Genomic DNA, 15,475 nt, shown 5'->3' on the forward strand with positions numbered 1-15,475 from the left:
CTTTACGGGGAATATGATGAAACGAATTGCGGTTTTAATAAGCTGCGCTTGCGTTGCAGTTATGGGATCTGCCCATGCTCAAGGCATCCAGCAAACCAAAGGTGATTTTGAAGACAAATTTCGTCAACTTGACGAAGTTCTACCGTCTCCAAATGTTTATAGAAACGCTGCTGGTGAGCCTGGCCATGAATACTGGCAACAAGAGGCTGATTATACCATCAGAGCAGAGCTTGATGAAGAAAGCCGCAAAATCACTGCTCGCGAGACGATCACATATACGAATAATTCTCCGGACACATTACGTTATCTCTGGCTTCAACTAGACCAAAACATCTTTAAACGTGATTCCATGAAGGAATTGGCGACTGATTTTGGCGGCATTGGACGCCGCGGACCTGCAGTTAGCGCTGGTGGAAACGGGCAACCAGCTAAGTTGAGCTTGGGCGAAGTTGCCCGTCAGCAAAACATGGCTGACAATGATTACGGATACAACATCACTCGCGTTGCGGATGGTCGTGGCAAGGATTTACCTTACACAATCGTAGGTACGTTGATGCGTATCGATTTGCCAAAACCACTCGCGACTGGAAAAACAACAACTTTTTCAATTGATTGGAATAATCTGATCGTTGAAGAAAACATTGTTTCAGCGCGTTCAGGATTTGAGCATTTTCCTGACGATGAGCGTGAAGGTGGAAACGATATTTTCCTTCTCGCACAATGGTTCCCACGTATGATTGCCTATTCTGATTATGAAGGATGGCACAATAAAGAATTTTTGGGACGTGGTGAATTTACACTAGAATTTGGTGACTACGATGTTCAGCTAACAGTCCCTAATGACCACATTGTTTCAGCAACAGGTGTTCTTCAAAACGCCAATTCTGTTTTGACAGCCACACAGCGCTCGCGCTTGAAGGAAGCTGAAAGCAAAACAGATGCTCCGATGTATATTGTGACACCTGAAGAAGCGTTGGAAAATGAAAGTTCCAACCCCACAGGTAAGAAAACATGGCGTTTTGCAGCGGACAATGTTCGTGACTTTGCATGGGCTTCTTCACGTAAATTTATGTGGGATGCACAAGCGCACAAGCAGCCTGGTGCTGAGCATGAGACTGTGATGGCCATGTCTTTCTGGCCTAAAGAAGGTGGTGACTTGTGGGAGAAGTATTCTACAGCTGCCGTTGTTCACACAATGGAAGTGTACTCACGTTTCTCATTTGATTACCCATACCCAACTGCTCAATCCGTAAATGGTCCAGTTGGTGGTATGGAATACCCGATGATCACTTTCAACGGGCCACGCACCATCCTTCAGGATGACGGAACTCGCACATACACAATGTCGGAAAAAATGTTCTTGATAGGCGTGGTCATCCACGAAATAGGGCACATCTACTTCCCGATGATTGTGAACTCTGATGAACGTCAGTGGACATGGATGGATGAAGGATTGAATTCATTCTTAGATCTAGTTGCATGTTACGAATGGGATCCGGACATGCAGTGGACTGGTGCTGGTCTACCACGTGATTTGACGTCATACATGAAGTCGTCAAACCAAGTGCCAATCATGACGCAATCAGACTCAGTTCTTCAATTGGGGCCTAACGCTTACCGTAAACCTTCAGCTGCGTTGCACATATTGCGTGATACTATCTTGGGACGTGAAAACTTTGATTTTGCATTCCGTGAGTATTCTCGTCGCTGGAAATTCAAGCGTCCAACTCCATCAGATTTCTTCCGCACAATGGAAGAAGCGTCAGGTGTTGATCTTGATTGGTTCTGGAGAGGTTGGTTCTACACGACTGATCACGTCGATATCTCAATCGACAAGGTGTACAAATTGAGATTGGACACGAAAGATCCAGATATTGACTATCCACGTCGTCGTCAGGAACTTGCAGATAAACCAGCTAAAGTTGGTGTTGAGTTAGATAAAGCCGAAGGGCGTGATATCTGGGTTGATGAAAATCCTGCAATTCGTGATTTCTATGATGAAAACGACATCTTCACAGTTACGAATAAAGAACGGAACAAATACAATTCCTTCCTAGAAGGCTTGAAGCCTTGGGAACGTGAAGCATTTGATCGTGCAGTGGAAGAAGATCAAAACTATTATGTTTTGGAATTCTCGAATGTTGGTGGTCTAGTGATGCCAATTATTCTTGGACTTGAGTTTGCAGATGGTTCAACAGAGCGTGTTTATGTTCCTGCTGAAATCTGGAGACGTAGTCCAAAGAAAGTTCGCAAGCTTCTAACTTATTCAAAAGATAAGGAACTTGTTCAGGTTGTAGTAGACCCGAACTGGGAAACAGCTGATGTAGATGTGGAGAACAATTCTTATCCGCGTCAAATTATTCCATCCCGCATTGAAGCTTATAAACGTTCGCGCAGCACGCGTTTGGTTTCTCGTGATATCATGCATGACATCACGACAGAGCTAAAAACAGATGAGGACGAGAAAAAGGATGAAAAAGCAGTTGAGGCTGCTGAATGATCCGGAAATTCTTTTCTGTATTTTCATTGGTATGCCTTGTCCTAATTGGACAAGGCACTTCCTTTGCGCACGTACAAAAAGCGGCGATTGCAACCATAGAACCCAATGATCGGACGGGCACTATTGAAATTGTTCATCGTTTTTCTCAGCATGATGCTGAACACGCGGCACATAAGTTTGGTGGCACTTCGGATTCCATTATTTCATCACCAGAAGTTCAAGAAAATTTCGCACGACACGTCGTTGAATCATTTGGTTTGGCGACGTTGAGCGGTGAAGAATTAAAGCTTGAAGAAATCGGTTTTGAGTTCGATCGTGGGTATATATGGGTCTACCAGGAAGCTCCGATGATCGAAGGCCTTAAGGGCTTAATCGTGAGCTACTCAGCCCTTCAGGATATGTGGCCTGAGCAAATCAATACTGTAAATGTTGAGCTAGATGGGACTGTGCAAACTTTGTCCTTCACGGGTAAAATCACTCAGCACAAAGTCGTTTTTGATGATGCGAATAACAGCAAACACACTCATAAAGGCTCGAGCCACTCACACTCTCATTGATCTGTTGTGAGGATTAATATAATCGGCATCTCAAATGTTATTGAATCATTGTAGAATGATTTGTGTCCTGATGGTTTGAGAGCCGAAATGCCTTTTTATGATATAGCTGCTTTGGTTTGGTTTTTGATTGTATGGCGTGTTTTCGCTTGGTTTACCGATAGCAGTAAATGGCGTCATCTTACTTTGTCTGCGGCGATGTCAGAAGAGCGTCGCCGTTGGATGCGTATCATGGCCGAGCGAGAAGTTCGCATTCTAGATGGGAACATTATTTCTGGGCTTCAACAATCAGCATCCTTTTTCGCGTCTACTTCCTTGTTGGCGATTGGTGGTGGTTTTGGTTTGTTGACTGCCGCAGAAGATATTCAATCTGCTCTTGAAAACTCCTTATTGCACATCACACCGTCGCAGGAACTATTCTATGTCAAAATAGTTGTGTTGATGAGTTTGTATGCTTATGCATTTTTCAAGTTTGGTTGGTCGTATCGCTTGTTTAATTACTGTGCTGTGATGATCGCTGCGACGCCAGAGCTTGGGCAGCCAAAATCTCTTGAAAATGCCGATGCCGCTGCTGAAATGAATATTGAAGCAAGTCGACAGTTTAATTTTGGTTTGCGAAGCTTCTTTATGGCAATTCCGGTATTGGCATGGTTTGTTTCACCCGCTGCATTTGCTTTTGTCGCAGCTATAGTTATGGCGGCTCTAACGCGCCGTCAGTTTGCTTCTGCGCCGCGAAGAATTGCGCGAGAGGCCGTTCAAAATAACATGGAAACAAACAACAATTAGAAGCGTCCCAATGGTGATTTGTCTGGACCGGTTTCAAACCCAGCAAGATTGAAAAGTCGCGCCACCAGAAGAAGTGCAATAACTGCAGACAACAGAGCCAGGAACCTCCAAGGTATCATTCTTGGTTCAGGCTTGTCGTGAGGTTTGTGAGCGCGTTCAAAACATAGATATGCGCTCGCTGCGCATACAATCGCAAATACAATAGTGAGCGCATATTGATAGATCATTGTGTCTCACTTTATTGGCTCGGTAATCAGATGTTTTGTTTATATAGGGATGGAGCGTTAAATTTTGAGACTCCATGCTGTGTTTTGGACCAATTAAATGGTTTTGTCTTCAATTCCCAGATAGCGTTCAAAAATGCAATACTCATTAACGGCCAATATATTGGTGCAGTGATCAGTGCTTTCCATTTTCGCTCCTTAGCCGATGACATGTGCGCAGCCAATACCACACTAATGAAACCAAGAATGAGGGGAAGCAAATATAAGGGATGGAAGCTCTCTGATTGGAAAAGCAGCGTATAGAGAGAATAGAGCACAAATGGTCCGTGCAAAGCCGAAGCAAATATGGCCGATGCAAATGTGATCAACACGCCGAAACAATTCCACAACCCAAGACGATTGATCACTTGCTTTGGAAAGCGTGTCAGAACGAATAGTGATTGAATGTGTCCCTTTATCCAGCGAGTGCGCTGAGGCAACCACTGTTTAAGGCTCAGCGGAGCTTCTTCCAAGGTGGGATAGGGCACCATTTCAGCAGCATACCCATTTTGTGCCAACCGGAATCCTAGGTCGGCGTCTTCTGTTACATTGTACGGGTCCCACGCACCAACTTTTTGTAAAACATCGCGATCGAAGTGGTTTGAAGTTCCGCCAAGTGGAATTGGCCAGTTGAGTTTGGTCATAGCCGGTAACCAAACATCAAAGTGAATAGCATACTCAAGATCAAATTGGCTCGATATCCAACTCTCCGCACCGTTATAAGCGTGAAGTGGGCATTGAACGACTGCAAGATTTTTTTCTGATTCGATGTAAGTGAGAGCCACTGCCGTGAGTTGATCTGGGTGAGGGATATCTTCTGCGTCATATATGGTAATGATGTCTCCGCTGGCGTACTTTAATCCAAAATTTAGTGCTTTGGGTTTTGTACGCGGAGCTTGTGGTGGAACGGAAACAAGTTTGAATGGAGTGCCCGAGATCGCCTTCTCAACAGCGACTTCTGTGGCAAGGTCATCAGCTTCGGTGAGATAAAAAACTTCTACTAAATTAGCAGGGTAGTTCATTGATCTCATGGCATCAACAGAGCGCTTAACAACAGCTTCTTCTTTATAGAGGGGTATTAGAATCGTAAATGTGGGCAGCGCGCTTGATGAGGTTGGGGCGAGTGTTGAAGCAGCGCCATTTTTATGAGTAATTGCGGCGTAAAAACGAAATAGGATTTGTCCTGTGAACAATATCGAGAAACCAATAACAACCTTGTGAAACGAGAGTAAATTTAAACTCATCGCGACAATCAGGGCAGTCACGGTGATGAATAAAAACAACATTTGTTTCCGCGTAAGTCCGGTTTTTACACTATGCTCTGGATGCTGTTCTAGAAGCTCATAGCAGGCTTTATAGAGGTTTTCATTGATACTTCCTGCGGATGATAGTGATGCATCAATGATATCACTCTTTCCCTTTCTCATCATTTTTCTGCCCCCATTCAAACAATGATCAATCAAAATATCCGTGAATTCTATTTCCGGACTGGTGCTAATTGTTTGGGCAAATCTGATGAGAAGCAATCTGATTCAATCGGTTAGGTTGTTTCTAAGGGTGAATTCAACTCCTTCGTGATCCAATCGAATGGTTAATTTTGTTCGAGAAAACGGAAGTTATGCTTAATTATATATCCAACAGTATTTGTTAAAAGGAGCCCTGAGTAGCTATAATAGTTTTAGGTAAGTCGATGCAGCGCTTTAGTTTTAGGTCTTTTTTTCTTGGGAAGGTAAACATACCCAAAGAAAAAGAAGCATGGCTTAGAGCCGAGCAATACCGTGCATTTCTAGGGATGTCTCCGATTGCCGCGGTGGGACTTATTGCGACTGGTGCAATTCTCTCTTTCTTGCATAGAAGTGATACACTCGGCCCAATCCTTTTTTCTTGGACCTATTCAGTCTGTGTCCTTTCTTATCTCATGATCCGCGAATTGTATGCGACCAAAAATAAACCTGTGAGAAAAGAACGTTCACCCAGAATGCAAAAAAAGATTTCATTCTGGTCAGCAGGGATTGGTGGCGTTTGGGGAATGCTGGTTGCTCTTCTGATTATGCGTGAACAAGCAAACCTAGCTTTGGTTGGAGCCTTTGGTGTTGGAATCTTGAGCATGGGCGCTTTTGTGCTTGCTGTCATGCCAACAGCTTCATTGCTCTTTATGCTGGGAATTGTCGCCGGTCTATGCGTGGGTGCAGCTTTGTCAGGTGATCCAAATTACCTAGCGATCGTGCCCTTGTTTTTAACCTACTCACTAGTTTTACAAAAGTATGCAGCTTGGACATTCAAGAATTTTGTATCTCAAAAATTGGATAGAAATGCAGTTGCCGAATCTACTGAAGTTATTTCATTGCTTTTACATGATTTTGAAAGCCAATCATCAGATTGGTTGTGGGAAACAGACGCAAATTTAGCACTTAACCGAGTTTCAAAGAGGTTTGCCGAAGCCGTTGAAAGACCTGCAGAGGTCTTAAATAATGAGCCGTTTCTTCGCTTTTTTGAAGATGATCAATGTTTGCAGCTGCGAGAATTCTTAGAGAATAGACGATCATTCAAATCGATCGTTGTACCAGTTCGTATTGGTGGTGAACAATGTTGGTGGTCAATTAGTGCTTCACCAAAAATGGATTCCAATGGTAAGTTTCTAGGGTATCGTGGTGTTTGTTCAGATGTCACATTAGAGCGTGCTGCAGAGAAAAAAATTGCTTATATGGCCCATTTTGACGCCCTTACCGGCGTTTACAATAGAGCGCATTTCTCTGAACAATTGGAAAAAGCAATTGATGATCTTCACGCGGCTCAAGAAGTGTTTGCCCTTCACTGCATTGATCTAGATAATTTTAAAACGATTAATGATACACTTGGGCACCCAACAGGCGACGTTCTTCTAAAAACGGTAGCAGAACGTCTTTCATTGTGCATTGGAAAAGAAGACGTTGTCGGACGATTGGGCGGGGATGAATTTGTAGTTCTTCAAAAGTCCTGCATGGATGAAGATGACGCAAGACTTGTATCAGACCTTATTACAGATGCGTTGCTCGAACCGATTAAGGTAAATGGATCCCTATTGCCTGTATCGGGAAGTGTTGGAACAGCATATGCCCCAAAGGATGGGGGATGCAGCAAAGAAATAATGAAGAATGCCGATTTGGCTCTTTATGCTGCCAAACAAGACGGGCGTGGGTGCAACCGGATGTTTGAGCCTCAAATGGATTTAGAGGCTAAGCGCCGAACACAAATGGAGGCTGATTTACGTAAAGCATTGCAAGAAAATGAACTTGAAATGCATTACCAGCCATTGATGGATGTTCGTACTGGCAAAATCAAAGGGTATGAAAGTCTCTTGCGTTGGCGCCGTGGCGAAAATGATGTTTTGCTTCCAGCCGAGTTTATTGAAATTGCAGAAGATACTGGTTTGATTGTACCATTGGGTGAGTGGATCATTCGTACAGCGATTTCTGAAGCTGCTACTTGGCCTGAAGAAGTGTCCGTCGCAATCAATTTGTCACCCACTCAGATGAAAAATCCTTCTTTGATTTCAACTGTGATGAATGCTTTGGCGAGCAATAGTGTAAATCCGTCACGTGTAGAGTTTGAAATAACGGAATCAGTTCTTCTTGAAGAGTCTGAAGTGAACATCAAGACACTACACATTTTGAGAGACTTAGGTGTGAAGATCGCGCTGGATGATTTCGGAACTGGGTTTTCGTCACTGAATTATTTAAGAGCATTTCCATTCGATAAAATCAAAATCGACAAGTGTTTCGTCACTGAAATGGAAACCCGCGATGACTGTCGCGCTATTATCCGTGCAGTAATGGGTTTGGCCCGCGATCTGGGAATGAAGACGACAGCTGAAGGTATCGAAAACCAGAAGCACGTTGATCTACTAAAAGCTGAGGGATGTGATTACATGCAAGGCTTTTTATTCTCTCGACCAATTCCGGGTAAGTTATTGCCACGTAAGAATGAGTCTTCTGACGAACGAACAAGGGTACCAGAAGAATTGCTGAAAAAGGGTCGTATTCACTTGCTTCGTGAAGAAGCAGCCTAGCGAAATACCGACTGCTGACAAAAATGTGAGAATGACTGGAAAACAAGTTTAGTTTGGGCTTCACTCTGTTGTCGGTTCGCTCCATATTGCAGGTATGAGCAAGACACCCAAAAATCCCGCATCATCTAATGGCGTTTCAGAAGCGCCTGCTTCTGCATTTCTTTATGAAGGAGCAGAAGAATTAGTGCATCCATCTGTTTGGAAACCGCACAAACCAGAAAGAAATTGGGAAAAGTCTGAAGGTGGTAAACTTTTTGAACTCGTTTCGGAATATGACCCCGCTGGAGATCAACCTAACGCAATTAATGAGTTGGTTGCAGGTGTGGATTCAGAAGAAAGAGACCAAGTACTGCTAGGCGTAACTGGATCGGGTAAGACCTACACCATGGCTCAGGTTATTGAGCGGACGCAACGGCCTGCACTCATCCTTGCGCATAACAAAACATTGGCCGCTCAACTTTACGCCGAGTTCAAAAATTTCTTTCCGAATAATTCGGTGGAGTATTTTGTCTCTTACTACGACTACTACATGCCTGAGGCGTATGTACCGCGTACCGATACTTATATCGAGAAGGAAAGCTCGATCAACGAAGCCATCGACCGCATGCGCCACGCCGCCACCCGCGCGGTGCTAGAGCGCGATGATGTAATCATAGTTGCGTCCGTTTCATGTATCTACGGTATTGGTTCCGTCGAGACGTATTCCGCCATGACTTTCGTGTTGGAGGAGGGCCAGTTCAAAGACCCGCGCGAGATCGCCCAAGACCTCGTCGCCTTGCAATACACCCGTAATGACGTTGCTTTTGGCCGCGGGACATTCCGTATTAAGGGGGATGTGATGGACATTTGGCCGGCGCACCAAGAAGACCGTGCGTGGAAGATCAGCTTTTTCGGTGATGAGATTGAAGAAATCGTCGAGTTCGACCCGCTAACGGGTAAGAGATCCAAACCGCTCGGCAAAATCAAAGTTTACGCCAACTCCCACCACGTGACGCCGCGTCCTACGCTCAACCAAGCCGTGAAGCATATCAAGGAAGAGATGAAGCAGACCGTCGCGCGCTTTGAAGAGCAGGGCAAATTGCTCGAAGCCCAGCGCATTCAACAACGCACCGAGTTCGACATGGAAATGATGGTGGCGACAGGATCGTGCGCCGGCATCGAGAACTACTCCCGTTATCTATCTGGCCGTAAACCGGGCGAGCCACCGCCTACATTTTTCGAGTATTTGCCAGACAATGCGCTGGTTTTCGTCGATGAGAGCCACCAAACCGTGCCGCAAATTGGCGCGATGTATAAGGGGGATGCAAGCCGTAAAAACACCCTCTCTGAATTTGGCTTCCGCTTGCCCAGCTGTAAGGACAATCGCCCCCTCAAATTCGAGGAATGGGAGGCCATGCGCCCGCAAACTGTGCATGTATCGGCCACCCCCGGCAATTGGGAGTTAGAGCAAACGAGCGGTGTGTTTACCGAGCAAATTATCCGCCCGACGGGGCTAATTGATCCGCCAGTGGAAGTGCGCCCAGTTAGTCTGAATGGTGGAAATCAGGTCGATGACGTGATCGCTGAAGTTAAAAACACAACCAAAAGTGGTTTTCGGAGTTTGGTGACGACGCTGACAAAGAAGATGTCAGAAGACCTCACAGACTATATGCACGAGCAGGGCGTCAAAGTGCGCTATATGCACTCTGATATCGACACGGTGGAGCGCATCGAGATTATTCGCGATCTGCGCCTTGGCGTGTTTGACTGCCTGATCGGTATAAACCTGCTGCGGGAGGGGTTGGATATCCCAGAATGTGCCTTTGTGGGTATTTTGGATGCCGATAAGGAAGGTTTTTTGCGCTCTGAAACCTCGCTCGTGCAGACAATTGGACGTGCCGCGCGTAATTCTGAAGCCCGCGTCATCCTCTATGCCGATAAGGTGACGGGCTCTATGCAGCGCGCAATGGATGAGACCACGCGCCGCCGCGATATCCAGACAGCGCATAATGAAAAGCACGGCATTACGCCCAAAACAGTGGTGCGCGCTGTGGAAGATATCATGCAGGATATTGGCGGAAAATCATCTGAAACATCTGATATACTGCCTCAAGGCCGAGACCCGAATAAACGCCGCAAAGGCGTTGCCGAAGAAGCCGCAGCCTCTATCGCAGCAGGGGGCAAAGGCCACAACCTCGCCGCTGTCATCGAATCCCTCGAAAAAGAAATGCGCGAAGCCGCCGCAAATCTGGAATTTGAAACCGCTGCAAGGCTGCGCGATGAGGTGAAGAAGCTGCGTGAACAAGAACTCGGATTGATCCAGTGATCAATCTGGTTGGTAGTTGAGTTGTGGCTTAATGAGTGATAAGTCCCGTAAAACTGAGGGAACGAGCTATTACCCTAATGCTGAAATGGCTAGCGAAGCATTGGCATATTGCTGGATCCAAAAACTATGCTTGCGGCCATTTTTGAAACTTGCTTCGCTGGCTCTTGATTGCTCAATTTTTGACTTAGATGAACGAACCTTTGCTTCTAGTGCAGCCAATTTCGAATTATGATTCATTAGAGTCAGATTTTTGCGAGGTATTAAGTGGGCCTTCAAGCGGCCATCATTTCTCTGGTCAGAAAAACAAAAACCTTTATCGTCTTCTTTTATACAAAACAATTGCTTTAACTCGCCAGTATCAAAGACAATAAATCCATATTCGTGCGCAGTCTCACCTACTGGAATTTCTTCATCTTCAACTAAAAGCAAATTTCCGCTTTGGTGTAATAGTCGCTCGGAAAAACCGTTTTTACCAAAAAAGTCTCCCCATTTTGTTGGGCTGATTTCATGGAGGACGTTGCACATTGTAATCAGATGGACTGATTCAGAATCTAAGTACGCCTCCATGGTGTCGAGATCTGAAAAGTATCGATTGTCGCTTGAGCTATAAACCGATGCGATGACATTTTTGCATTGCTCTGCATCATCTGGAAAAGCGTCAAATGCTATATAGTCAATTTTTTCAATTAGGTCAGGGTAGTCAGTTTTTATATTTTCAAGCAAACGACCTTTTCCTGCACCAAAATCGATAATTCGAAGTTGTTCTTTTGTTTGGATCTTCTGCCAAATGTGACCGCAAATTTGTTTAGTTTGGTCATCTTGTTCGTTAGGCCCTATAACTTCCGGAGGCATTAGGCACTCTGTAGCATATCTAACTTGGGCCAATTCTGAAGGTAAACCTGTGAATTCCCTAAGTCTGGCTAACGTTTCTTCATTGCCTAGGAGAGTTTTTAAAACACGATCAGGTACGTTTCCTGCATAAGAAAATTTCCCACCTTCAGCGAAAATTAGTGTTGAGTCATTTGAGAAATAGGACAGGATAGGAATAGAATGGGTGGCTATCCAAAGTTGACTGTTGGGGGCAGCTTTTTGAATTTGTTTAATTAATTCTATGCAGGCAGCTGGGTGAAGGTGGTTTTCAGGTTCATCTAGCAATAGGATGGTTGATGACAGGTGATTTGTTTGGGCGTGTAGTTGTACGCAGAGCTGTAGAAGGATGCTCTGGCCCTTTGATAACTTAGCTTTGGCAATGTGGTTTCCATATAAAATCGGATCACCTCCATCTACCGAACGAGTTAGCTTTGTTTCAAGGAAAAGGTCTATCAATTTAAGAAGATTGTCCTTTGATTTAGTGGCGTTTTGTACGATGGCTTCTTCGGATTCGTGATCTGGATGGGAGGCGTTGAACGCCGTGTCGAGTATATTCCTTATGTAGGGAATAGTTAGTTTATTGAGATCGCTGATGTGTGCGTGGTCAGCGCTGGATACAAAGTTATTACTTTGGTGTCTTGTATAGTGTGCATCATCTTCTATTGAGCTAACAAAAGGGACGGCTTCGACTGCAATTATAGGTTCAAGGAGTGGAGTATCAAAAGTGAGTCGTTGGTTATCTAGTTCTTCAATATGGTCTTTGATTTGATTCCTATAGTGAACTATCGCATTATTGTTATTTCTTATTGTAACATCGTTACCAGGATGTGAGGCGTTACTTAATTTCTTTATAGCGGCTTCTAAGTTCGCGATATTGAGATTGTACTCTTCGATTTTAGAATTTAGAGCATGACGGTGTTTTTCAGTTATCGCATTTTTTACGTGTCTTTTTACGTAATTTAAAAGTCTGGTTTTACCCGATCCATTCGCTCCGGCTATTAATACCGTTTGCTTTAGCCTGCTTAATTCACCGTCGGGTAGCCCAAATATTTGTTGAGCATCTTTAATTATCACTTTTTGAATATTCATTAGGTTTTTTAGACTTTTCGACTCAAATTTTATGCAGGCTAAGGTTATCACTTAACATCTAGCAACTCATAGTAGTTTTTGTTTGTATATGGACGAAAGCTATCAAAATAATCCCACCCAAGCGCTCCACCATCATACTCCGGTGAATGAGCTATTATTCACGACTGACATTTGATGAGAAACAGCGATTGCTGGACCATGCGCGGGCGCGGTATGTGGCGGGGGAGACTCTGGATGATTTGACGGAAAGCTTGCCTGTGTCGAAGGCGACTTTGTATCGCGCGCAGGTGGAGCAAGGTTGGCGGCGCAAGGATCAAGACGCGCAGGCGGCTGGGCTGGAGAATGCGGGCACGCCGGATTGGTTGGTCAAATATAGGGCGGAGCTGGCGCGTGTGCCGTCGGGTGTGGACCGCGCATTGGTCAATCAGCCGGATCGTTTGGGGGAGCTGAAAGAACAGGCAGAGGCATTGCCGGAAAGCCTTGATATCACAGATATGAAACAGGCAGCGCAAAAGGCGGGCGAATTGGCGGCGCGCTATCAATTGATTGGCGAGGTGAAGCTGGCCGATGCACAGGCGCGTCTGGCGGAGCGGTTTGTAAAGTTGGCATCTGGTCTGGAGGGGCTGGATGGTGTGGGCGTGTCGTTAGATCCAGAACCAGAACCAGAGCCAGAAGATGGTGGAGAGGATATGGAAGAGTTGCGTGATATATTGTTTCGGCGATTGGAGACCGTGGCTGGAGAGGAGTATATCAAGGAGTTTTATGCCGAATATGTCATGGAGAATGGTGGCCGCGAATTGTTTGAAAAGGTCGCTCGTGAGGGGTGAAATTTTGGAAATGCACCAGATAGCGTCGTTAATTCTACTGTGAGGGGTGAGTTGGCCCGGATTATGCACCGTATTGGTTAGAAACGCCGAAAACAGGCGCACAAGACCATAAGGGGCCAAAATGAAACGCACATTAATCATCCTAGCACTGCTAACTGCCATGGTCGCAATTCCATTTGCGATGGGCGATCGTATGGGGCAGGCCGATGCAAATATCAAACCCGCTAGCATGGGCGAAGCGCCTTTGGTGAAGCAATCTAGAAGTGCGCAAAAGGGCCAAGTGTGGACGTTGGCGGGTAGCAATGTCACGAATGGTTTCTTTGTTGTGAACAAGGTTGAGCGCGTGAATGGTGCGATTGTGGTGCATGGTCAGGTCGAGGGATTGATCAAGACGGCGAATGCGGCTGATGTGGTCGCGGACATGCCGTATCTGAGCCTGTCACTAAGTGCGTTTAAGCGCAGCACTGTGCAGCTTGTTGGCGAAAAAGAACCAAGCCAGACTTTTGAAGATGTTCACGCAGCTTGGGCTGAGGCTGGGGCACCTGTGACGTCTGTGACAGTATCTGAATTGGCAAGCCGCCGGTATTCGTAAGAGCTTATAGTTTCGTTTAAATGAGCGATCGGCTTAGTCAAATTGAGGTCGATCGCTATCTTGTGATTTGTGTATTTAGAGTGGCTGGCGGCACTCAAAGTTTTGTGCATCGTCTGTATCGCCAGTTCCAGTCCAAACAGCTTGAGCGGGATAAGCACATAGAGGCCTTGTGCGGATGATCTGCTTTTTAGGGTCATCATCTTCATATTTGGTAGCAATGATCCGCTTTGGCACCTCGCCATTTTCGACCCAGCGATCAAGCACCCCGATTGAGTCAAACTTGTTCGGTCCTGGTCCACCGAAGCAATGGCCAGCACCGGGAGCTAAGAACAATCGGGCAAATGCGTTTGTTTCATCTTCGGCGGGGGATGTTGCACGTTCATAGTAATCGATCATGTCCCAGGTAAGTACGTCGTAGGTACCTCCCCAAAATAGAAGTTTACCGCCCTTGTTCCGAAACGCTTCAAGATCACTTGAGGTGTTGAGATGACCAAGTACAGCATTTACTTTCAGTGCATCTTTATCAAAATCGAACGCCATCAAGTCGCCATCAAATGCAAAGCCTGGAGACCATGAAAGAAGTTCCGCGCCCCATGCCGCGACATCTGCGTTGACCGCCGCTGCTTGAAGTTCCGCTCCAAGCGGAAGGCCTGGGAAATAACGTTCTCCAGTGCGAGGGTTATGTGGACCAGCGTATGCTAGAGACATGTTTTGAGCTTGGGGTGCCGAAAGACATGCTTCAGTTTCTTCGGCCTCGCAAATTAGGGATGCCGGATCAAATTGACATTGTGCAGGATTGCCCACAACACCGTCAATGACTCCATCAAGCTCATCGCATTCGTTGAGCACGGCTTTGTTTACGAGAGCTAAATGATCCTTTGTCAGAGCCGTTGATGGGTCGCCAAATAATGTGCGGTAGTGCCAAACCATAGCCATGTGTATGTTTGTTCTATTGCTTCCCGGAGAGCCGACGATAATGCCATCATAGTCTTCGGGATAACGTGTAGCTTCTTCCAACGCTTGTTGTCCGCCTGTCGAACACCCGCTGAAATAACTTTTCGATGGTGAGTCCCCATAATATTCTTGTATGGTTTTTTTGGAAACGCGCGTCATCAAATGGGTTGCGCGATAGAGCCAATCTGTCTGTTTTTCAGGATTCCCATTTCCAAAAGTGAACATAACCTGTTTGCCGGACTTTCCATCTGACCCTAGATCAGAATATGCGGCTGCGTAACCTTCGGTTGTGGCGGCGGCCATCGCAGGTGCTGCGTAATCGGCGTGTTTGCCAGCACCGCCACTTCCAAATCCTACAAATTTACCGTTCCAATTTTCCAGTGGCAGCCAAATGGTGTTCACAATATGTGATACCGGAGTTGGTTGTGAGATGACTTCAATGTGGCACAGAGCCGGAATTTTATATGGTTGGTCAAAAGAAGACCGATAGTCTCCAGAGCTTACAACTTCGGCGCGCACAACATTGCCTTCATCGAATTTCATTGCTGCCATTCGAGTGCATTTTGATGCTGGTGTTGTTTTCGAGAACGAACCTGTATCGGCTAATTGAGTACATGCCGCCACGCTAAGTGTGCACGCCCAAATACCAACTAATTTAGATAAATCTAACTTCATCAACTTCTTCCT

11 protein-coding genes are annotated in these 15,475 nt (G+C 45.6%); 7 read left to right on the forward strand and 4 right to left on the reverse strand.

The genetic code is table 11. From position 1 onward, the window contains the following. The first annotated feature begins 61 nt into the window (after positions 1–61). The 3 genes from F551_RS0104310 (at position 62) to F551_RS16220 (ending at position 3,840) form a co-directional block, all read left to right on the forward strand. Positions 62–2,500 (forward strand): M1 family metallopeptidase, encoded by a 2,439-nt coding sequence (locus F551_RS0104310; protein ID WP_233355204.1) that lies wholly within the window; start codon positions 62–64, stop codon positions 2,498–2,500. After that, positions 2,497–3,057 (forward strand): DUF6702 family protein, encoded by a 561-nt coding sequence (locus tag F551_RS0104315; protein WP_018996257.1) that lies wholly within the window; start codon positions 2,497–2,499, stop codon positions 3,055–3,057. The genes F551_RS0104310 and F551_RS0104315 overlap by 4 nt, the downstream gene beginning before the upstream one ends. A gap of 87 nt (positions 3,058–3,144) precedes the next feature. Next, positions 3,145–3,840: a DUF599 domain-containing protein gene (locus tag F551_RS16220; protein WP_018996258.1), complete on the forward strand. Its 696-nt coding sequence runs from the start codon at positions 3,145–3,147 to the stop codon at positions 3,838–3,840. Here F551_RS16220 and F551_RS0104325 read toward each other — a convergent pair. After that, positions 3,837–4,067 (reverse strand): hypothetical protein, encoded by a 231-nt coding sequence (locus tag F551_RS0104325; protein WP_018996259.1) that lies wholly within the window; start codon positions 4,065–4,067, stop codon positions 3,837–3,839. The two genes, F551_RS16220 and F551_RS0104325, sit on opposite strands and share 4 nt — an antisense overlap. 26 nt (positions 4,068–4,093) lie before the next feature. Further along, positions 4,094–5,533, reverse strand: a complete 1,440-nt coding sequence (locus tag F551_RS0104330; protein WP_018996260.1) for a glycosyltransferase — start codon at positions 5,531–5,533, stop codon at positions 4,094–4,096. A 260-nt stretch (positions 5,534–5,793) separates the two neighbouring features. Here F551_RS0104330 and F551_RS0104340 point away from each other — a divergent pair, with 260 nt between their 5' ends. Together F551_RS0104340 and uvrB are read left to right on the forward strand one after the other, a co-directional pair. Then, on the forward strand, positions 5,794–8,151 hold the full coding sequence (locus tag F551_RS0104340; protein WP_018996262.1) for an EAL domain-containing protein: 2,358 nt from the start codon (positions 5,794–5,796) through the stop codon (positions 8,149–8,151). 94 nt (positions 8,152–8,245) lie between these two features. After that, on the forward strand, positions 8,246–10,456 hold the full coding sequence (gene uvrB / locus F551_RS0104345; RefSeq protein WP_018996263.1) for an excinuclease ABC subunit UvrB: 2,211 nt from the start codon (positions 8,246–8,248) through the stop codon (positions 10,454–10,456). Between the two features lie 69 nt (positions 10,457–10,525). On the opposite strand, the gene F551_RS0104350 is transcribed toward uvrB, so the two are convergent. Continuing rightward, positions 10,526–12,415, reverse strand: coding sequence for an AAA family ATPase (locus tag F551_RS0104350; protein WP_018996264.1), 1,890 nt, complete (start codon positions 12,413–12,415; stop codon positions 10,526–10,528). A 146-nt stretch (positions 12,416–12,561) separates the two neighbouring features. Between F551_RS0104350 and F551_RS0104355 the strand changes: the two genes are divergently transcribed. After that, positions 12,562–13,242, forward strand: a complete 681-nt coding sequence (locus tag F551_RS0104355) for a hypothetical protein (RefSeq protein WP_033404386.1) — start codon at positions 12,562–12,564, stop codon at positions 13,240–13,242. Positions 13,243–13,363: 121 nt separating this feature from the next. After that, positions 13,364–13,834, forward strand: a complete 471-nt coding sequence (locus tag F551_RS0104360; RefSeq protein WP_018996266.1) for a hypothetical protein — start codon at positions 13,364–13,366, stop codon at positions 13,832–13,834. A 75-nt stretch (positions 13,835–13,909) separates the two neighbouring features. On the opposite strand, the gene F551_RS0104365 is transcribed toward F551_RS0104360, so the two are convergent. Then, positions 13,910–15,463 carry a tannase/feruloyl esterase family alpha/beta hydrolase gene (locus tag F551_RS0104365; protein WP_026296644.1) on the reverse strand — a complete coding sequence of 518 codons (1,554 nt, stop codon included), beginning with the start codon at positions 15,461–15,463 and terminating at the stop codon, positions 13,910–13,912. Positions 15,464–15,475: the final 12 nt, after the last annotated feature.

Source organism: Hirschia maritima DSM 19733, from assembly GCF_000378345.1.
Taxonomy (GTDB): Bacteria; Pseudomonadota; Alphaproteobacteria; order Caulobacterales; family Hyphomonadaceae; genus Hirschia; species Hirschia maritima.